At 44.2% G+C, this 19,575-nt stretch carries 17 protein-coding genes and 1 tRNA gene; 9 read left to right on the top strand and 9 right to left on the bottom strand.

Annotated features, from left to right (window positions below; genetic code table 11):
- Window positions 1-185 precede the first annotated feature (185 nt).
- Window positions 186-1,103, bottom strand: a complete 918-nt coding sequence (locus tag ACXAH6_RS00900; RefSeq protein ID WP_474874739.1) for an AAA family ATPase — start codon at window positions 1,101-1,103, stop codon at window positions 186-188.
- Window positions 1,104-1,419: 316 nt separating this feature from the next.
- Between ACXAH6_RS00900 and seqA the strand changes: the two genes are divergently transcribed.
- From seqA to ACXAH6_RS00935, 7 genes are all read left to right on the top strand, one after another.
- Complete coding sequence (gene seqA / locus ACXAH6_RS00905; RefSeq protein ID WP_474874740.1) at window positions 1,420-2,022, top strand: replication initiation negative regulator SeqA; 603 nt, start codon at window positions 1,420-1,422, stop codon at window positions 2,020-2,022.
- Window positions 2,023-2,061: 39 nt separating this feature from the next.
- Complete coding sequence (pgm, locus tag ACXAH6_RS00910; RefSeq protein ID WP_474874741.1) at window positions 2,062-3,714, top strand: phosphoglucomutase (alpha-D-glucose-1,6-bisphosphate-dependent); 1,653 nt, start codon at window positions 2,062-2,064, stop codon at window positions 3,712-3,714.
- A gap of 203 nt (window positions 3,715-3,917) precedes the next feature.
- A complete protein-coding gene (locus ACXAH6_RS00915) occupies window positions 3,918-6,389 on the top strand; it encodes a glycogen/starch/alpha-glucan phosphorylase (RefSeq protein ID WP_474874742.1) in 2,472 nt (823 codons plus the stop codon).
- 405 nt (window positions 6,390-6,794) lie between these two features.
- Entirely contained in the window at window positions 6,795-8,108 is a 1,314-nt protein-coding gene (locus tag ACXAH6_RS00920; RefSeq protein WP_474874743.1) for a putative bifunctional diguanylate cyclase/phosphodiesterase, read from the top strand.
- A 90-nt stretch (window positions 8,109-8,198) separates the two neighbouring features.
- Window positions 8,199-9,233 carry a succinylglutamate desuccinylase gene (gene astE / locus ACXAH6_RS00925; protein ID WP_474874744.1) on the top strand — a complete coding sequence of 345 codons (1,035 nt, stop codon included), beginning with the start codon at window positions 8,199-8,201 and terminating at the stop codon, window positions 9,231-9,233.
- Window positions 9,226-9,642, top strand: coding sequence for an HIT domain-containing protein (locus ACXAH6_RS00930; protein ID WP_474874745.1), 417 nt, complete (start codon window positions 9,226-9,228; stop codon window positions 9,640-9,642). The genes astE and ACXAH6_RS00930 overlap by 8 nt, the downstream gene beginning before the upstream one ends.
- Entirely contained in the window at window positions 9,639-9,965 is a 327-nt protein-coding gene (locus ACXAH6_RS00935; RefSeq protein ID WP_474874746.1) for a heavy metal-binding domain-containing protein, read from the top strand. The genes ACXAH6_RS00930 and ACXAH6_RS00935 overlap by 4 nt, the downstream gene beginning before the upstream one ends.
- Window positions 9,966-9,990: 25 nt before the next feature.
- On the opposite strand, the gene ACXAH6_RS00940 is transcribed toward ACXAH6_RS00935, so the two are convergent.
- The 6 genes from ACXAH6_RS00940 to ACXAH6_RS00965 all read right to left on the bottom strand — a co-directional run bounded on the left by ACXAH6_RS00940 (window position 9,991) and on the right by ACXAH6_RS00965 (window position 13,298).
- Window positions 9,991-10,140, bottom strand: a complete 150-nt coding sequence (locus ACXAH6_RS00940) for a hypothetical protein (protein WP_474874747.1) — start codon at window positions 10,138-10,140, stop codon at window positions 9,991-9,993.
- The gene (locus ACXAH6_RS00945) at window positions 10,137-10,814 is read right to left on the bottom strand and encodes a M15 family metallopeptidase (protein ID WP_474874748.1); all 678 of its coding nucleotides are present in this window, start codon (window positions 10,812-10,814) and stop codon (window positions 10,137-10,139) included. The genes ACXAH6_RS00940 and ACXAH6_RS00945 overlap by 4 nt, the downstream gene beginning before the upstream one ends.
- The gene (dapE, locus tag ACXAH6_RS00950) at window positions 10,811-11,938 is read right to left on the bottom strand and encodes a succinyl-diaminopimelate desuccinylase (protein ID WP_474874749.1); all 1,128 of its coding nucleotides are present in this window, start codon (window positions 11,936-11,938) and stop codon (window positions 10,811-10,813) included. Before dapE ends, ACXAH6_RS00945 begins: the two co-directional genes overlap by 4 nt.
- Window positions 11,935-12,285 carry an ArsC family reductase gene (locus ACXAH6_RS00955; RefSeq protein WP_474874750.1) on the bottom strand — a complete coding sequence of 117 codons (351 nt, stop codon included), beginning with the start codon at window positions 12,283-12,285 and terminating at the stop codon, window positions 11,935-11,937. Before ACXAH6_RS00955 ends, dapE begins: the two co-directional genes overlap by 4 nt.
- Before the next feature lie 107 nt (window positions 12,286-12,392).
- The gene (locus ACXAH6_RS00960) at window positions 12,393-12,902 is read right to left on the bottom strand and encodes a PTS sugar transporter subunit IIA (protein WP_474874751.1); all 510 of its coding nucleotides are present in this window, start codon (window positions 12,900-12,902) and stop codon (window positions 12,393-12,395) included.
- Window positions 12,903-12,911: 9 nt separating this feature from the next.
- The gene (locus ACXAH6_RS00965; protein WP_474874752.1) at window positions 12,912-13,298 is read right to left on the bottom strand and encodes an ACT domain-containing protein; all 387 of its coding nucleotides are present in this window, start codon (window positions 13,296-13,298) and stop codon (window positions 12,912-12,914) included.
- A 508-nt stretch (window positions 13,299-13,806) separates the two neighbouring features.
- Here ACXAH6_RS00965 and ACXAH6_RS00970 point away from each other — a divergent pair.
- Entirely contained in the window at window positions 13,807-14,880 is a 1,074-nt protein-coding gene (locus tag ACXAH6_RS00970) for a patatin-like phospholipase family protein (RefSeq protein WP_474874753.1), read from the top strand.
- A gap of 48 nt (window positions 14,881-14,928) precedes the next feature.
- On the opposite strand, the gene ACXAH6_RS00975 is transcribed toward ACXAH6_RS00970, so the two are convergent.
- The gene (locus ACXAH6_RS00975; protein ID WP_474874754.1) at window positions 14,929-18,453 is read right to left on the bottom strand and encodes an ATP-binding protein; all 3,525 of its coding nucleotides are present in this window, start codon (window positions 18,451-18,453) and stop codon (window positions 14,929-14,931) included.
- 256 nt (window positions 18,454-18,709) lie between these two features.
- On the opposite strand from ACXAH6_RS00975, the gene ACXAH6_RS00980 reads away from it, so the two are divergent.
- Window positions 18,710-18,786 (top strand) — tRNA-Val (locus ACXAH6_RS00980).
- A 197-nt stretch (window positions 18,787-18,983) separates the two neighbouring features.
- Here the strand turns inward: ACXAH6_RS00980 and ACXAH6_RS00985 are convergent.
- Complete coding sequence (locus ACXAH6_RS00985) at window positions 18,984-19,418, bottom strand: hypothetical protein (RefSeq protein ID WP_474874755.1); 435 nt, start codon at window positions 19,416-19,418, stop codon at window positions 18,984-18,986.
- Between the last annotated feature and the right edge of the window lie 157 nt (window positions 19,419-19,575).

The raw sequence follows: 19,575 nt of genomic DNA on the forward strand, positions 1-19,575 counted from the left end.
GTTTTGATAATTGGTGCCCAATAAGAACAAGCAAAGGCACATTCCCAGATAACCCAGACCAAAACGGCTGGGAAAAATAAAAATCGACCGGTTGCCTAATGTGAATGATGTACTGGCCGGTATCCGCCGGCGTAACCAACGTTCTGAGTACGTATTCAGGCGCGTTTTCAGATAGCGATACATTGCTATGCGGCCAAGGGGTCGACTTGTTCCAGTAAGCGTTGGCTTAGTACGCCTTTTTCAAAATGGTTACTGTTTTCACTCCGTAGCCTATGTTCGGCAACGGCGGCAAACACCGCTTGCACATCTTCGGGAATGAGGTAATCGCGGTCGTGTAATACAGCCCAAGCTCTCGCTGCGTGAAGCAGTGCTTTACTCGCCCTTGGTGATAATGGGTTGGGAAAGTGGCCGCTTTCACGAGAATAACTAACTAGTCGCAGAATATAATGGATAACCGCGTCACTGGCGTGAACGTGGGTGGCTGTGTGTTGAAGGCTCAATAGATCTTGTATGGATAACTGGCTATTTAACTGTTTAACATCAGCCAGTGTATCTTGCTTTAACATTGCCTTTTCTGCTTCCCAGTCGGGATATCCTAGGGTTATTCGCATCAAAAAGCGGTCGAGTTGTGACTCAGGAAGGGGGTAGGTACCCGATTGATGACTTGGGTTTTGTGTCGCAATAACGAAAAAAGGCTCAGGTAGTCGGTGCGTCACACCGTCAATACTCACTTGGCGTTCTTCCATTGCTTCAAGTAACGCACTTTGTGTTTTGGGGCTAGCTCGGTTGATTTCATCGGCTAAAACTAAATGATTGAAAATGGGGCCTTGATGAAAACGAAATGTTTGCTCTTGAGCGTCGAAAATACTGACCCCCAATACGTCTGTGGGTAGAAGGTCGGAAGTAAATTGAACACGTGAGTAGTCAAGATCCCAAGCCTTGGCGAGTGCGTGAGACAGGGTGGTTTTGCCCATGCCGGGTAAATCTTCAATTAATAAATGCCCATTGGCAATTAAACAAGTGATGGCTAATTTGAGTTGTTCTGTTTTGCCTATCACAAACTTATCTAGCGTTTTAAGCAGCATCTCACAATTTTTTCGCATGGGTACACCTTTACCATGACCTAACTAACACTTTGACCACTATCGCGAATCACGTTGTACGCTTGTACTTTTTGTTTATCTATTACTACAGCAATCTCCCGCTGGTGTACATAGCGCAATGATTGTCTTAGGTGGTTAAGCTGATACTTGAGTATAGGCTATGTCTGATTTGGTTCCCAATTGAAAAAGGCAGGGGAGAATACGGTGGATCGCAAACCCAACAGGCCGGATCAGAAAAAGCGTCATTTGCACAGATTAAGTGCTGCGATAGTGGGCGGGGTTGTCTATAATGGTGCGTCAAAAAAGGAAGTCGTCTATGAAAAACATTGAAATTGATGAAGAGTTGTATGCTTTCATCGCTAGTCAAACCAAACATATTGGTGAAAGCGCTTCGGATATTTTGCGTCGCTTATTGATGCCGGAGTCTCCTGCACCTGTTACACCTACTACGGAAAAAGCAGTCACTACCACTGCCAAACCACAAAAGAAAAAAGTAACACCAGTGAAAGAAGTGCAAGAGCAGAGCCAATCAATTGAAGAGGCGCCAGTTGCTGCTGCAGCCCCAGAAGATTTGCTAGCCCGTATTACTGCTGACACATTAGGCATTTACACTAAACGCGTTGAGCAATTCTTGTTTATCTTGTCTCAGATCTGTGCCGTGCAAGGTGACGAATTTAAACGCGTGGAGCAAATTAAAGGTAAAAACCGTATTTATTTTGCCACCAGTAAAGAAGCGTTACTGGAAACGGGCAGTAGTACAAATCCAAAACAAATTCCTGACAGCGAGTATTGGGTAGTGACGAATAACAATACCGGTAAGAAAGTCACGATGCTGGAGCAAGTTTTGCAAGTATTAGGATACGATGAACAAACCGTGACAACGGTGACGTCATGTTTTGCACCAGAACTTACGAAATAGCAGAGATTCATTAAAATTGTAAAGCAATAAGGATATCTAATGGCATTACACCCAGAAGCTGGTAAGCCAGCTGCACCCGAGCAACTGATTAACGTTGCAGAACTGATCACGCAATATTTCACTTTTCAACCTGACCCAACCAAGCCAGCTGAAGCAGTGAGCTTTGGTACATCAGGCCACCGAGGTACAGCGGCGAATACAACTTTTACAGATATTCATATTGCCGCGATATGCCAAGCACTAGCGGAATACCGTCAGCACCAATCAATTACTGGCCCTATTTTTATTGGTAAGGACACCCATGCGTTGTCTGAACCCGCTATGGTGACAGCCATTGAAGTGCTGTGTGCTAATAATATCAATGTGGTTATTCAACGAGCTGACAATGCCAGCAAAGGTTACACGCCAACGCCGGTTATTTCCCGCACCATCATTCGCCATAACCGTGGTATTACCGAAGGTTTTGCCGACGGTATTGTGATTACACCTTCTCATAACCCACCATCAGATGGTGGTTTTAAATATAATCCTCCTCATGGTGGCCCCGCAGACAGCGATGTAACTAAAGTTATTCAGGATCGCGCAAATGCGTTTATTGCCAATGGCAATAAAGACGTGAAACGCATGTCGGTGCAAGATGCTAAAGCCTCTCCATTTTTCACAGAATCTGATTTCATGATGGATTATATCGACGACCTAGCTCAAGTTGTGGATATGAAAGCGATTGCGGGTGCCAAGCTGAAACTGGGCACCGACCCTCTCGGTGGGGCTGGTGTTGGTTATTGGGAGCATATTGCAGACAAATACGGGCTTGATATTACGGTAGTTAACGACAGTGTCGACCCACAATTTGGCTTTATGCGTCGCGATAAAGACGGCAAGTTACGCATGGATTGTTCTTCTGCTTATGCCATGGCGGGCCTAATTGAATTAAAAGACAAATTCGATTTAGCATGGGGCAACGACCCCGACTTTGATCGTCACGGTATCGTATGCCCGAGTTCAGGGCTAATGAACCCTAATCATTATCTCGCGGTCGCAATTAACTATTTGTACCAGCATCGTCCTGAATGGTCGAGCGAAATGAAAGTGGGTAAAACCTTGGTATCAAGCAGTATGATAGACCGTGTTGCGGGTTCTCTCGACAAGTCGTTGGCAGAAATGCCAGTAGGCTTTAAGTGGTTTGTACAAGGCTTGTCATCGGGAGATCTAGGTTTTGCCGGTGAAGAAAGTGCCGGTGGGATCTTCTTGCAACGCAATGGCGAGACATGGGCAACCGATAAAGACGGTTTTATTATGTGTCTTCTTGCTGCAGAAATTACTGCGGTCACGGGTAAAGATCCAGGGCAACACTACAATGCACTAACAGAAAAGTTTGGTGCACCTTGTTACATGCGTGTTGATGTGGCTGCATCGCTGGAAGAAAAACAGAAGCTATCGGCAATGGATGCATCGGTTGTTACCAGTGATACGTTAGCGGGTGAGCCTATTACCGCAGTACAAACTCATGCACCGGGTAATAATGCTGCGATTGGCGGTGTGAAGGTGTCCACTGAAAACGGTTGGTTTGCTGCTCGTCCTTCAGGTACAGAACAAATTTATAAAATTTACGCAGAGAGCTTTAATGGTGAAAGCCACTTACAAGATCTAATAAAAGAAGCTGAAGCGCTTGTTGGTAAAATTATAAAATAACGGCGTTTACGCCACCATTTAAAACAACTTTTAGTTAAATAAATGTTAAAAACCGAGTGATTGCATACGAATTCACTCGGTTTTTTCGTATTTTAACAAAGATTTTACAAAAAGTTTGTTTTAACCTTGCTATATTCTCATCATTACCGCTGTAATTTAATTACACTTTATTTTTGGCTAGCAAGTAAATGGTGGGAAAAATCATGAACGCGAAGACCTCTGATACTGATCTTCAGTTGGATAAAAACGAATTTAAAGCTTCTGTCATTCGTCATCTTCACAGTACGCTGGGAACAGACGAAAACAAAGCGAACAACCATGCTTGGTGGAAAGCAACCTGTGCTGCGATGCAAGAACAGGTTCTTGAAGGATTAAGAAAGACGCAAAAGACCCACTACCTGAACGACACCCGTGCAGTGCATTATTTTTCTGCAGAGTTCTTGATGGGCCGTTTGCTGTCTAACAACTTACACAACTTCAATTTATTTGAAGCCGCTGACGAAGCACTGCAAGAACTGGGCATTAGCCTGACTGATGTACTCGAAGAAGAACCTGATATGGCCTTGGGTAACGGTGGGTTAGGGCGTTTGGCCGCGTGTTTTATTGACTCACTTGCGACTAAAGAGCTGCCAGCTATTGGTTATGGTATTCATTATGAGCACGGCCTTTTCCGTCAAGAAATTCAAGCTGGCGCACAAATAGAGCGCCCAGACAGCTGGCGTGACTACGGAAACCCTTGGGAGATTTGTCGTCCTGAATCGATTCAGGAGGTGTCTTTGTTTGGTTATGTGGAAACCAAATATGGCGACAATGGCCGCATTCAAAAAGAATGGCATCCGGGCGCTATTGTAAAAGGCGTACCTTGGGATATTCCAGTTGTTGGCTTTGGTGGCAAAACCGTTAACGTGTTGCGTTTATGGCAAAGTAAGTCGTCTGGTTATTTTAACTGGGACGTGTTCAATGCCGGTGGTTACGTGGATGCACAAGTTGAAAATGTACAAGCTGAAACAATTTCAAAAGTCTTGTATCCGAACGATGAGACCGAAGCGGGTAAAGAATTGCGCTTAATTCAGCAATACTTCTTCTGCGCTTGTTCATTAAAAGACATCATCCGTCGTTATAAGCGCGCTCATGGCGATGATTGGAGCCGTTTCGTTGACCAAGTAGTGATTCAGTTGAATGACACTCACCCAGCGATTGCTATTCCAGAGCTGATGCGTATTTTGGTCGACCGTGCTGAATTAGATTGGGATAAAGCTTGGGACATTTGTACCCAAGTATTCGCTTACACCAACCATACCTTGTTGCCAGAAGCTCTAGAGAAGTGGCCGGTGCGTATGCTTGAGAAAATCTTGCCGCGTCACATCGAGATCATCTACGAAATTAACCACCGCTTTATGGCTGAGGTTGATAAGAAGTGGCCGGGTGACAATGCAATGAAGACCAAATTGTCGATCATTGAAGAAGGCAATGAAAAAATGGTTCGCATGGGTCATTTGTCTGTTATTGGTTCATTCCGTGTCAATGGCGTTGCCGAGTTACACTCTAAGTTGGTGAAAGAAAACTTGTTCCCTGAGTTTGATCAATTGTGGCCAGAAAAACTCACTAACGTGACTAATGGCATTACGCCTCGTCGTTGGTTGAAGGCTTGTAACCCTGAACTTTCTAAACTGGTTGCGAAGAAAGTTGGTGCAGATTGGCCGAAGGAATTGAAAAAGTTAGAAGGGCTAGAAAAACACGCCACTAACAAAACATTCCAAAAGCAATTTATGCAAGTGAAGCATAAAAACAAAGTGGCATTGGCCGAAGAAATTAAAGCCAGTACTGGCATTGAAGTCGACACCAACGCCATTTTTGATATTCAAATCAAGCGTCTTCACGAGTACAAGCGTCAGCATTTGAACTTGTTGCACATCATGGCCTTGTATCGTCGACTACTTGAAAACCCTGATTATGACATGCACCCACGTGTGTTTATTTTTGGTGCTAAAGCCGCACCGGGTTACAAGTTGGCGAAAGACATTATCTTTGCCATTAATAAAGTGGCGGATAAGATTAACAACGATCCTCGTGTGAACAAGAAGCTCCAAGTCGTATTCTTGCCAAACTACCGAGTGTCGCTGGCGGAAAAAATGATCCCAGCGGCGGATGTGTCTGAGCAAATCAGCACCGCGGGTAAAGAAGCGTCGGGTACGGGTAACATGAAGCTTGCGCTAAACGGTGCATTGACTATTGGTACCCTTGATGGTGCAAACGTTGAAATTGCTGAAGAAGTGGGTGACGACAATATCTTTATCTTTGGTTTAACCGTCGATGAAGTCAATGCGTTAAAAGCAAAAGGCTACAACCCTTACGATTATTATTATCGCAATTCGGAAATTAAAGCGGTACTAGATTGGATGGAGAGTGATTACTTCACGCCAGGTAAACCAGGTGCACTAGCGGCGATTAAACAAAGCTTGCTTGATCACGGCGACCCGTACTTATGTTTGGCGGATTATGAGGCCTATTCTGAAGCTCAGAAGCTTGTTGATATTGCTTATCGCGACAAAGAGCGTTGGGCTAAAATGGCTATTATCAATACCGCGAAGATGGGTAAATTTACTTCTGACCGCTCAATTCAAGATTATGTTGACCGAGTGTGGAAGCTACAATCTTGTAAAGTAGAGAGCTAATAAAGCATCTCTTTCTCGTTAGCTAATCAATGCCGTACAATTATTGTGCGGCATTTTTGCTTGTAAACGCCGTATCGAGTTTGATTTTTTGTTTCAAACTTTACATAAACAAGCATAAATGTAAGGAATTGTTTTAAATCCAAACACTGATACAAAATAAAACCTATTTACGCTTGCGATCGACCTTGCAGCGTGGTTTTATTGAGTTAAGTGATGAAGGAACATCAGTATTCCGAATGGATTGTGTGATCTTAATTGCATGCGTTTGACCGCGCCAAAGGATTCATGAACTAAAGTAAAAGTGCATTCTAGGGCCAGCAATTTAGGTTGTGTGTTGACAACTTAAGTTGCGTATAAAAGAAAAACAATAACCCGAATTCTAATTTGAAGTAGTAGACCTTTTTTATGAGTCGATTCCACCAGTCGTTGGCGACTATTCCTAACCGATTTGTTTTTATCGATACCATTGAACAGCATGCACAGCTGCATGAAGATATGTCGCTAATGTTGGTCGATGTTGTGCGTTTTTCAGACGTGACCACGAGTTTTGGTATTGCCGTTGGCGACCAGTTTTTGCTCGAAATTGCGAATAGAATTTTGCATTTATTCAGTAGTAAAGTCAGGCTCGGTCGCATCAGTGGTGACGTGTTTGGGTTGATTTTCCCCGGCAGCTATTCCGCTATCCGATTACAGCAGAAATTTGAAACCCTGATAGAGCATTTTAAAACGCCCATGCACCATGAAGGTCATGCTTTTATCGCTGATTTTAATGTAGGCGTGGTGAATAAAACGGCTGGTGAGTTTGATATTACTCAATTTGTTTCGAAAGCCGAGGCTGCACTTAAGCAAGCTAAAGAGAATAAATACGAAAATTTCTTTATGCTGAATATGCGGGATAAGTCATTTACTGGCCGTAGTCTCGCTTTAAAAGCCGACTTACAACGCGCTATGGCTCGCAATGAACTCGAGTTGTACTATCAGCCACAAGTTGATCTGAAAACCCTTAAAATTGTGTCTGCTGAGTGTTTGTTGCGCTGGAATCACCCCCTAGACGGCGTGTTATTTCCAGGCCCGCTTATTGAAGCCGCAGAGTCGTATAATATGATGAACGAGCTGGCTTACTGGACGCTTGAAAGCGCCTTTAAAGCGCAGGCTGATATGGATGCCCAAGGCGTGTTTATTAGCCTGTCAGTGAATATTTCACCCACACAGTTATACGACACTAAATTGATTGCCCAATTAAAACGACTCAGTGCCGTTTATCAACGCGACTTGTCGCGCATTGAGTTAGAGTTAACCGAAGATGTTGCACTGTCTAATTCACTGATGGTGAAAAAGCAATTGTCTCAGTTGCAGAGTATGGGGATTAAAATTGCCGTTGATGATTTTGGCAAGGGGTATTCCAACCTCGCTTATATTCGCGAATTGTCGATCGATGCGTTAAAAATAGACAAGAGTTTTGTGATGGCGTTGACCGATGATCCTGTGAACAAGGCCATTATTCAAGCTGCGATGTTAATTGGCCAAGCCAAGCAAACTGAGGTTATTGCAGAAGGGGTGGAAACCATCGAGCAATTACACATATTGCGTGAAATGGGTATTCCTGTGGGGCAAGGCTTTTTGTTTTCTCGCGCCATTACTTTGCCGAGCTTTATCCAGTTAGCGCAACAAGAAGTGATTATTGGCGGTTCTTATCAACGTAAAAATCAGGCTGTTTAGCGCGGCTTACAGCCCTGATTTTGTAGTTCAAACAGCCTTCAGGTAGACTAGCGTCGGTTTAATTATCAATGCAGGTTACCCACAACAATTATGCAGACTGCGCTTCTCGAATCTGGACAGTTTCTTCACCTTTCTCGTACTCAAGCCGAGCAATTTTCACAGCCGCTATCACTAACGCTACAAAATGGCACTCGGGTTTCCATCCACGCACCAGGTATTATTTGCTTTGAACCGGCAGAGTCTGGCGGCAAGCACATTGTGTATTCTTCTGGCGTACACGGTAACGAAACCGCACCGATTGAAATCTGCGACGAATTGGTGTCGTCGCTGCTAACCGAAAAAATAGCGGTTAAGCATCGCGTGTTGTTTCTATTTGGCAATTTGCCTTCGATGGACATCGCCAAGCGCTTTGTCGAAGAAAACATGAATCGCTTGTTTTGCGGTGCACATTCAGCCTCGCCCGGGTTAGTGAATGAAGAGCGAAAGCGCGCAAAACAACTCGAAATCGCAGTCACAGCGTTTTTTGCTGAGGCAGGGGAAGGCGAGTGTAAAATTCATTACGACCTACATACTGCAATTCGCGCTTCCAAGAACGAAAAATTCGCAGTGTACCCCTTTTTACACGAGCGCAAACACAGCCAAAGTCAGTTGGCAATGATGGCAGCGTGCGGAGTGAAGACCATACTCTTGTCTGAAAGCCCAACTACAACCTTCAGTTATTATTCGTCATATCATCACAATGCGCATGCCTTCACGGTAGAGTTGGGTAAGGTGCAACCCTTTGGTCAGAATGATATGCGCCGCTTTGCTGAGGCAAAAGAGGCCTTAACGGCGCTCATTACCCAAGTGGATTACGCGCCACAAGTGGATATAAGTGAGCTGACGATTTATCGTGTCAATCAAGTGATCAATAAGTCGCAACCAGACTTTACGCTTCACTTTGGTGACGACACACCTAATTTTATGGATTTTGCCAAAGGGACAGTGTTAGCGAGCGAAACCGGCAACACGTACGAGGCTGAATACGAGGGTGAGGCGATTGTTTTCCCTAACGCAAATGTAGCATTGGGGCAACGAGCATTATTAACCGTGGTACCTACTCAGATAGAGGAAATGGATGTTTAAACTCGCCGAACCCTTGCAAAACGACACCCTGTTTGTTGGTGAACTCCCACTTTGCCAAGTGTTATTAATGAATGATGCTCAGTATCCGTGGGTTATCTTGGTACCCAAGCGCGCCGACAAAGTGGAATTACTTGATCTTACAGATGAAGATTATCTACAGTATTGCCTGGAGTCTAAGCAAGTGTGCCAAGCGATGCAGGATATCTTCCAGCCAGATAAGTTAAATGTTGCTGCGATAGGTAATGTCGTATCACAACTGCATATTCATCATGTGGCTCGGTTTACATCTGATGCCACGTGGCCTGCACCGGTGTGGGGAAGGTTACCCGCACGTGCTTACGACAACAGTGTACAACAAGCATACATTGCAAAATTAAGAACGTCTCTTAACCTCAAGGAAGCATTATGATACTTACAACAACGCCAGGTATTGAAGGCAAAAAAATCGAACAGTATTACGGTATTGTCATTGGTGAAGCCATTATGGGCGCAAATATTTTTAAAGATTTGTTTGCATCAATTCGCGATATCGTCGGTGGTCGCAGCGGCGCTTATGAAGACGAACTCACGAAAGCACGTCAACTCGCTTTCGCAGAGCTTGAACATGAAGCGTTGGCAATGGGGGCGAATGCCGTTGTGGGTATCGATTTAGACTATGAAGTCATTGGTGACAAAGGCAGTATGTTGATGGTGAGCATTAATGGCACGGCTGTGCGTGTTGTCGATGCTTAAATAGGATAACGGGGCGATGGGTGAATTACCAATCGTCCTCGTCATCATCATATTTTTTGGCTTTGAAGTCTTTAGGTACATCGAAGCGTTTGTTTTGTTTCAGTAAAAATACGTGGCTTAGAATAACGCCAACAACGAGTAACAAAACAATGATTAAAATGACCCAGTGGTTCATGCTTTACCTCTATTGAGTACATAACGCGGATATAATTCGTCGAGCATCGCCAATACCACGTTTTTCCCCAGCATATCGGCATGACTAATAGCGTGGCGCAAACCTGATAGGTTTCTCATTGCTTCAAATTCTTTAGCAATGGGCGTATAAGATAAATGCCAACGTTCAGTGGCCACACCGCCGCGATAAGCCATAAATGGGCGTGAAAAACCAAACGCTTCCCCGTGAGTGCCAATGAATTCAGACAGCGCATAACACGGGCCTTGTTGCGTATATTCCGCATCAACAAGTTCAAAAGAGATACCCGAGGCCTTCACCGCAGTTTTGTCATAAACGTCGATGTCGGTTCCCCAATGATGGCGGCTACCGCCGGGTAGGGCTGACCAAGTCAATATAGCATGCACTTTTTCTTCGTCAGAGAGGGCCACCGTATCGAGTAACATTCCATTGGCGTTGTAGAGAGGCGCGTTTCCTTGCCATTTGTTGTTCCAAATAGCGAGTTGTCGTTCAAAAGAGCGATAACTACTAACCAATTGGCAATCTATGCTGTGTTCAAAACAGGCTTGTTGCAATTGCTGGAAGGCGGCAGCAACATCGGGAAGCAATTGATGTCGCTCATCTATTTGAATGAGGTCGGAATTGGCTAACCCTAATGTTGCTGCGTTGTCGATCATGCTAGCAAGTGCACCATGATGTGGTAGTACATTTGCTCCAGTTTCTCTAAGTCGGCCATACTAACGTGCTCATCGATTTTGTGGATCGTGGCATTTACTGGTCCAAGTTCAATCACTTCTGCGCCGGTTGGCGCAATAAAGCGGCCGTCGGAAGTGCCGCCAGCGGTAGAGAGCTCAGTAGGCTTGCCGGTGACCTTTTCTATGGCGTATTGGGTCGCGGCGACTAATTCACCTGTATCGGTGAGGAAAGGCTGGCCGTTGAAGGTCCAGTCAATATCGTAGTCAAGCTGGTGCTTGTCTAAAATAGCCAACACGCGTTGGATCAACTCTTGATCGGTTACTTCCGTTGAAAAGCGGAAGTTAAAGCATACGTGAAACGTTCCCGGTATTACATTTCCAGCACCCGTGCCAGCCTGAACATTGGAGATTTGAAAGCTGGTGGGCGGGAAGAATTCGTTACCATTGTCCCAGTGAGAAGCAGCTAATTCAGCTAAGGCGGGGGCCGCTAAATGCACCGGATTTTTGGCCAAATGCGGGTATGCAACATGGCCTTGAATCCCTTTTACGGTTAGATCACCGGTGAGTGAACCTCGGCGGCCGTTTTTAACGATATCGCCAACTTCTTTGGTGCTGGATGGTTCGCCTACTACGCACCATGTGATTTTTTCATTTCGCGCTTCCAGCGTGTCGATAACCCGAGTAGTGCCGTTGATAAAAGGGCCTTCTTCATCGCTGGTTATCAAATAAGCAATACTGCCTTTGTGGTTCGGGTAGTCGTTAACGAAACGCTCAGTAGCAGCGAGCATCGCCGCCAGACTGCCTTTCATGTCGGCGGCACCGCGACCATGAAGCATACCGTCTTTTTCGGTGGCGACGAACGGCGGCGTTTGCCATGCGTCTTCTGGACCACTAGGAACCACATCGGTATGCCCAGCAAAGCAAAATACGGGGCCTTGGTTACCACGGCGAGACCACAAGTTTGTGGTGTCTTCAAATACCATGGTTTCATTGTTAAACCCTAGGTCGCCTAACATCGACTGCATGAGTGTTTGACACCCCGCGTCTTCTGGAGTGACCGAGCGCTTGTTAATCAGTGTTTTGGCGAGTTCGATAACCTGACTCATATCGTGAAGATTTCCTCGTACTGCGCGGGCTTGAAGCCAACGTGAAATTCACCGTTGTTGTCTAAAACTGGACGTTTTATCATCGCGGGATGTTCGGCAAGTAACGCCAGTGCTTTGTCTTTATTCAGATCTGACTTTTGTTCATCGCTCAATTGGCGAAATGTAGTACCACGTTTATTCAACAGCACTTCCCACCCGACAACACTTTCGACGTTGCTCAACCAAGCTTGGTCTAAACCGTCTTTTCTAAAATCGTGAAAAGTAAATTCAACGCCTTGCTCAGTTAGCCATTTACGGGCTTTTTTGATCGTATCGCAGTTACTGATGCCATATATCGTCACGCTCATATAAACGCCATTCTCCCAATCTGTTTTTCGATAGTTATTGAGGCTTATTAATAGTCGCAAGCATAGCGTGAACTGATATATAAAGGCAAAAGGGATTCAATAGTGGCTTAAACATAAAGCGTAAATAGTGTGTCTTGGTTTGCCATTACTTGTTTAAGCGGAGATACCGACATGGCTGTTAATTTACTCACATTCATCAAGGTTACCGCGCATGCCAGCGCATTTTTCGTTTTTAACCACATGGGGTCTACTTCCATCAGCACCGTGCCAGCGGTGACTTTTTGGCCCGCTTTAACCAGCATGTGGCAACGCTCTCCGTGCAAGTTTTGCTCGGGCATTCCTACTTGTATATTTATCGTTAAACCTAGACGCGTTTTTATCCGCAGGTGATAGTGACCGGGCGTAGTTTGCATAACCAATGCATTGTCAGGCGCAATGATTTGATGGCCTGACAACAACACCACACAGCCTTCTCCGAGAAGGCGGTGTGCGAATGCGTTGTGGCTTGCTTGCTGTATCGCCTGAATTGTGCCACTTACCGGCGATAACAATGAGAGTGCTTTTTTGTATGTGTCGGGCGGTTGAGGCGAGACTAATGTGTTAAAGAGGTAGCTCATGAAGTTTATTTACGCCTGAATAATTTTGTAGTCTGCCTTTGATAGTGCCTGCATTGCATCAGCTAGTTTGTTGTCTTTGACCAAGAAAAAGTCTGTGTCGAAGGTAGATAACACGAAAATACTGACTTTTGCTGCGGCGAGTACGGCACCAATTTGTGCCATTATCCCGACCATAGAGAGATCAAGTGGACCAATCAACTCTAGTGCTCGCCAGTGAGGGTCGTAGTCTTCGGCATGCAACTCGATATCTTCAGGTACAACAATAGACAGCGCTTCCTCTGTCTTGCCTATAAAATACAATGGGGCAGAGGTGACTTGTGGTGGAATAGAGGCCTCTGCCGACAGGCTGTGGATCGTAAATTGTTGCGGTAACACGGCGAGTGTTTGTTTTGGCATAGGTGATCCTAAAACAGAAAATTTAACGATGATCGCTGTTTAACGTTTTCATTTAAGCATTTTTCCCCATCATTAGCTATTGTGTTCACAACTCAATGTTATCCACTTAATCTGTGGATAAGTTTGTTGAGTAACTTGGGGATTAAATTCAAGTGCATGAATAATAAGGATTTTTGATTTTGGTTATTCTGTGTTCAATAAAAATATCTGTTGACAATCTTTGCAATCTTTGGGTGATTTAATTTTAAACCTGAATCATATAGGCAGATGTCATACAAGACGCAGGCTAGCGGCCCGATCGTGCGATCTGTAACCCATTCAATTGTGCGATAATGGCGATGTGTTAGCATCGTTTTATGTGTGCTGACGATAAATTGTGCAAGTGTGGAAAACTCATCGGCTGGATAAAGGCAAAGTCGGGTTATATTGTTATGTTCTTTAGTACAGGGTGTTTTATTTGTTATTAGCTGGTAAATTATCGCTTTTATCTCACCAAGGAACGTAGGTTTTGGCTCCGCTTAATATATATGCTGGTCCCAGCGCAATGAAAGCCCTCAAAAAAGACGGGTTTTATCCCAAGATGTTTAATTATTTTCTCGGGGCGTCTGGCGGGCCAAAATGGTTTGTATTAGCGGGTCTTGATCGTGTGTTGTTTCCCGAATACTTCAGTAAACGGGGTGGGCAAATTCAAGTGATTGGTTCATCTGCAGGCGCATTTCGTGCAGCGTGTATGGTGCAAAAAGATCCATTGAAAGCGATTAACCGATTAGCTGAACACTATTCCCACACTGTTTATTCAGCCAAACCCGACGTGAGCGAAATTACCCGCAAAGCTCAAGATTTGATCCATTATGTTATGGGCAAAGACGGTATTTTAGACGTATTGACTAATGAAAGGTTTAAAGCCCATATTTTTGTGGCTAAGTGCCGTGGGTTAATGGAGAGTGAAAGCCGCACTTCTCAGTTGAGTGGGCTGGCTGCCAGTGCGATTGCCAATAGCTTCAGTCGCAAGCGTTTGTCGTTGTTTTATGACCGATATGTTTTTTCAGCGCCAGATAGCCGTTTGAGCGTATCCGACCCACACGGCTTAGCAACCCACCGTATTGAACTTGGCCACAATAATGTTAAAGATGCGTTGTTAGCATCAGGTTCTATTCCTCTCGTTATCAGGGGCGTTACCCACATGGTGGCGGCACCAGACGGTGTGTATCGAGATGGCGGTATCATCGACTATCATTTTGATCTCAAGTTTGGGCCGCGTGAAGGCTTGGTGTTGTACCCGCATTTTTATGACCGACCAATCCCAGGTTGGTTTGACAAAGGCCTAAAACGTCGTCGCCCACATTTGTCGAGTTATGACAATGTTGTTATGTTGGTTCCTTCATCTGACTTTGTGGCGTCGTTGCCTTTTGGCAAGATCCCCGACAGGAAAGATTTTGAAAAGCTGGATGAAAAAACGCGAATCGACTACTGGCAGCGCGTTTTGAAAGAAACCGACCGCTTGGGCGAATACTTTATGAAAGTGACCGCTAGCGGTGAGGTGATGGATGTAGTGAAACCCTTGCCCTTCGCTTGTCAGTAATTCGGCTGACAAGCAATAAGACATTTTTCTTGAAAAGGCAGGGGAGACTTATGTTGCATCTGGTTTCTCTGTACACAGGTAAGCTTGGATTTCTTCGATAAGAGGCTGTGTGAGCGCCTGGCTTTGCAGAAAAACAGCCTGAGCGTTTTCAAAATCTTGGTCTCTTGCCGCGCGCTCAACTGATTTCATTGCCGCATTCAACTTTTCTGCGCCAATCTCTGCACTCAAACCCTTAATAGAATGGCTGTGAAGCACAATGGCTTTTTCATCTTTATTAGCGAAAGCCTCTGATAATAACTCGTATTTATTGGGTAGCCGTTCTACAAACATACCACACACTTTTTTAAGTAAGTCATCATTATTCATCAACCGCATCAAGGCGTCGGTTTTGTTCCACGTTACATATTCTGACAGATGCTCATGAAGTTGGGGATTTTCATCCACACATGACGAATCTATAGCTGGCTTATCATTGCCTTTATCCATAGCCTCATGGGTATCGGCTTCTGCTGATTTGGCCGAGGGGTGTTGTGTTACTACTAGGATTTTCTCGAACAACAGGTGTCTGTCGATTGGCTTGGTAAGGTAATCGTTCATGCCTGACGCTAAGCATTTTTCTTTTGCACCAGAAAATGCGTTGGCAGTCATAGCAATAATAGGAGTTTGCAAATAACGGTTACCGGCCTGACCTTGTCGAATGTGCTGTGTGGTTTGATAGCCATCCATATCAGGCATTTGGCAATCCATTAGAATAACATCAATGTGCTGTTGGTCGGCTTCACATTGTTTGAGTACGTCAATGGCTTGTTGCCCCGACGTTGCGGTGTGAGTTTTCACATTCATGTTACTCACGATTGCATTGGCAACTTCAATGTTGATGCCGTTATCATCAACGATCAGTACCTGAAGGCCGTCAGCAAAACGGTGTTCTGCAAGTTGTGTGATTTTTCCTCGTTCCGTTAGCGGTGGAATATTCACATCTTGGTGGTCAACAGCATGTAAAAAGTCAGACATACGAACCGGTGAAGACAGGAGCTCAAATCGTGGGTCATTACACTGTTCTGCAGACTGTACAGATTTAATTAAAATGACTTTTGCTTGTGACCCGTCGGGGTTGGTAAAGTTTTCGTAGAATTCTGGCGACACCGCATTCGTTAGCCGTTTATCAACAATCACAACATCGATATGAGGCGGTGTACTGTGAGTGAGGTAATCGTTTAATAATATGGCGCTTCCACCAAAACGAGTTACATAATTTTGCAGGCTGGCTTTTGGCCAATCAGCGTTGCTGCAAATGAGAAATTGCTGCGACTGGAGGCTCTGGGCCAATGGCGCACAGTCGAGCGCAGGCTGATTGAGTTTAACGGTGAAAGTGAACGTAGACCCCTTGTTTTTCTCCGACTCAAAATAGATATCGCCGCCCATAAGCTGAGTTAATTGCTTACAGATAGATAAGCCCAAGCCGGTGCCACCAAATTGCGTTGCCGTTTTTCCATCTTCTTGGGTAAAGGCCTCAAACAGTTTCTTTTGATTTTCTTTCGCAATGCCTATGCCGGTATCTTTAATCTCACATTGCAGCAATATATCGTTGCTTTCTAGTTGGGTCGTTTTTGCTGATAAGCTCACATAGCCTTTGTGTGTGAATTTGATGGCGTTGGTCATTAAATTAATAACGATTTGTTTTAAACGATTAGGGTCGCCTTGCACATTGATATGGGTAACCGACGACAAGTCGATATCAAGAATTAACCCTTTATTTTCTGCTTTGATCACCAGAGAGTCGGCAATACTCTCTAATTCCACTATTAAGTTAAAATCAATGTTGTCGAAATCTAGCTTTCCAGCTTCGATTTTAGACACATCCAACAAATCGTTAATTAACGACAGTAAGCTACTCGAGCTGGTTTCCATCATTTTGAGGTAGCGCTTTTGGCTTTCTGACAATGAACCTTGTTTGAGTAAGTGTACAAAACCGAGGATACCGTTCAGCGGCGTGCGCATTTCGTGGCTGACATTTGAAATAAACGCCGATTTTAAATCGCTCGACTTCAGGGCTTCTCTATGTGCAATGGCTAGCTCGGCTGTGCGTTCATTCACTTGTTTTTCGAGGTTTTGATGCACTTTCTTCACTTCCTGCTGAGCATGACGCTCTACCGAAATATCGCGAATTAACAGCGCCGCCCCAGCCACAGATTGGGCGTTTTTTCTTATCGGAGAGAAACTTACAGAGACGGGAAAACGATGGTGATTTTTTGATATTGCGTCGAATTCTTTAACGGGTACAAACATGTCATTGACCAATGCGTTAATATCGGCCGCAATGTCTTCTTTAAATACTTGAAGCTGGTCAAAAGTTTTGCCTAATGCATCTTGCTCAGCAATGTCAAAAAGTCGGCTGGCAGCATAGTTCCAGCTGGTGATGTAACCTTGGTGATCAATACCCACGATAGCTTCAGAGGTACTATTGATAATGGCCTCGAACTCAGAACGCGCATTGGCTAGGGTTAAGCTGTTGCGCATTAATTTTACGAACAGTATCAACATAGCCAGCATTAATGTGAGTGCAATGACCACTAAAAATAGGGCGGTTGAGCGCCGCTCATTAATTTCACTGTTGAAAACGCTTTCGTCCTGACTCAACAGAATTTGTAAGTAGTTGTGGCCATCAAGATAATTATTACCTGTATAAATTGGGCTGATTAGCGCGTGAATTTGTTTACCTGAATCTCGCTCTTTGTATATTTTCATACCAGCGAACGCGTCGCCTTCGTTTTGAACGAACTCATACTGGCCTTGAAACGTGTACGTGGTGTCGAGATCGCGAGAAAATTGAAAGGCCCCATTAGGGTGAGAAACGAAGTACCCAGCTTCGTCGAATAACATTAAATCGAGACGATCACGTACGGCGCTATTCACTTGTTTGATAATGTACGTCGCATCGATATTAGCGATTAAAAAGCCAAAGCGCTCATTGCTGCCGGGTTGAAAAAGAGGGATCGCCATTTTGATTGTGGGCGTGTAAGGAATCGTGATTTTGCCGTATTCTCTATTCAGATGAAAATAAGAGATATAAATTTGGTTATTTTGCAGTTGATTAATTTCGGAAAAGTAACCTTCGTTCGCTTTTTCGAGTAATTGTGGCTCTGGGGCAGAGGTAACAAAACCTTGTTGGCGACTCACACAAACGACTTCTCGGCCGTTATTTTCTAGCCCAATAACAGCTAATTGCAATATATGAGCATTGCGCTTCATCATTGCAGTGAAAATGGTCGTAATGTCTTCTTTTGCTGACGTATCTGCATTCCCCTCAGCACCCTCCGTTTTGTTGCGCATCAATGCATGGATAGGGGGTGTGTCGTGCAGCACTTGAACCAGTTGCCGATATTGCGCTAATTCCTCTTTCAGAATTTTTTCACTGACAACCAAAGACTGTTTTAAATCGCCATAGGTCGCATCTACCACATCGTGGCGTATCTTGTTTTCGATAAACACCAGTGATAAACAGGCAATGACGGCAAAGCCAATATATAAATAAACAAACGACTTACGAATGTGACTGGGTGTATTCTGCACTGACAAAAGATTCCAATAATAACTACATAAATTGTCGTAGCGTCATCAAGCTTGTGCTTATTATTTTAATTTATTTTGAACAAGTGTAGTAGAAACAACAAAAGTCTGTGTTTTTTATAGACTTAAATCGTTATTAAAGTAGCATTATGAACAATGTTTGTTCGATTGAACGCCGAAGCCGAAAATATACTTGCACCAACACAAGTGCATCGTTATTATACGCGCCGATTCAGCAAATGCTGATGGCTTCTCAAATGCGTCTATAGCTCAGTTGGTTAGAGCGCTACCTTGACATGGTAGAGGTCCCCTGTTCGAGTCAGGGTAGACGCACCATTTATTTGTCTTTCAAAAATTTTTTCCAGCGTCATTTTAAAAATATTTGAGTTTACTAACTCATTGGCAGCATTGAATTAGTTGGTTTTAAGCAGATTTTTCAGAATTTCCGTTTCTTTTCATTTTTTCCTCTGAATACTGTCAGGATGGTCACAATTCGTGACCAACTCTAGATTTCACTCCTTCTTTATTTCCCGTTATGGCATTTTGTATTTAACAAAGTCGCCCAAGAACTTTTCCCAGTCCAGTTTCGCACAGCCACGTATTAAATTGTGCAATGCTGTTTTTTCATGAGGTTTTAGTGAAGTGACGTTACGAAATAATAAGCTGTTTGAAAAGATGCCGTAACCGTTTGTCGCGCAGTTAACATTAAACAACGTGACCCCATCAATCGATGCAAATGCAATATATTCATTATCTCCAGTATTTCTGAAGAATAAATGCAGGCGCACTTGATTATCTAAAAGTATGTAGTAGCCATCAGAAGAGAATAAGTCTTCTTTTAACCGTAAATTTGGATGAGCGCACAGAAGTAAAAGGGATTCTGCGGAAATAGACATTTCTGATTCAAAGGCGTATTTCTTCACTTTTACGAGCTTTAAGCAGCCGTTTTTTAATGTTGAGCGATGCATGCCTTTTTCAGCAGAAGCTTCTTTTAAGTTGTACGCGTTCCTGGGATTTCACTGTCATGCATCGCGGATGTCGCAGTTGCTACGCCTACAATGTGCTGTTTGCGGTGCATAAAGACAATATCGCCGAGAGATACTTTTTTCAGCTGCTCCCATCCTG

The sequence above is a fragment of the Alteromonas sp. ABE4_545 genome, from assembly GCF_056161325.1.

What these genes read in the sequence shown, in the direction of transcription:
- pgm (WP_474874741.1), top strand. Translation starts at nt 2,062, where the DNA reads ATGGCATTACACCCAGAAGCTGGTAAGCCAGCTGCACCCGAGCAACTG.
- seqA (WP_474874740.1), top strand. Translation starts at nt 1,420, where the DNA reads ATGAAAAACATTGAAATTGATGAAGAGTTGTATGCTTTCATCGCTAGT.
- ACXAH6_RS00945 (WP_474874748.1), bottom strand. Translation starts at nt 10,814, where the DNA reads ATGATCGACAACGCAGCAACATTAGGGTTAGCCAATTCCGACCTCATT.
- ACXAH6_RS00940 (WP_474874747.1), bottom strand. Translation starts at nt 10,140, where the DNA reads ATGAACCACTGGGTCATTTTAATCATTGTTTTGTTACTCGTTGTTGGC.
- ACXAH6_RS00900 (WP_474874739.1), bottom strand. Translation starts at nt 1,103, where the DNA reads ATGCGAAAAAATTGTGAGATGCTGCTTAAAACGCTAGATAAGTTTGTG.
- ACXAH6_RS00960 (WP_474874751.1), bottom strand. Translation starts at nt 12,902, where the DNA reads ATGAGCTACCTCTTTAACACATTAGTCTCGCCTCAACCGCCCGACACA.
- ACXAH6_RS00930 (WP_474874745.1), top strand. Translation starts at nt 9,226, where the DNA reads ATGTTTAAACTCGCCGAACCCTTGCAAAACGACACCCTGTTTGTTGGT.
- dapE (WP_474874749.1), bottom strand. Translation starts at nt 11,938, where the DNA reads ATGAGTCAGGTTATCGAACTCGCCAAAACACTGATTAACAAGCGCTCG.
- ACXAH6_RS00920 (WP_474874743.1), top strand. Translation starts at nt 6,795, where the DNA reads ATGAGTCGATTCCACCAGTCGTTGGCGACTATTCCTAACCGATTTGTT.
- ACXAH6_RS00965 (WP_474874752.1), bottom strand. Translation starts at nt 13,298, where the DNA reads ATGCCAAAACAAACACTCGCCGTGTTACCGCAACAATTTACGATCCAC.
- ACXAH6_RS00915 (WP_474874742.1), top strand. Translation starts at nt 3,918, where the DNA reads ATGAACGCGAAGACCTCTGATACTGATCTTCAGTTGGATAAAAACGAA.
- ACXAH6_RS00985 (WP_474874755.1), bottom strand. Translation starts at nt 19,418, where the DNA reads ATGCATCGCTCAACATTAAAAAACGGCTGCTTAAAGCTCGTAAAAGTG.
- ACXAH6_RS00935 (WP_474874746.1), top strand. Translation starts at nt 9,639, where the DNA reads ATGATACTTACAACAACGCCAGGTATTGAAGGCAAAAAAATCGAACAG.
- ACXAH6_RS00955 (WP_474874750.1), bottom strand. Translation starts at nt 12,285, where the DNA reads ATGAGCGTGACGATATATGGCATCAGTAACTGCGATACGATCAAAAAA.
- astE (WP_474874744.1), top strand. Translation starts at nt 8,199, where the DNA reads ATGCAGACTGCGCTTCTCGAATCTGGACAGTTTCTTCACCTTTCTCGT.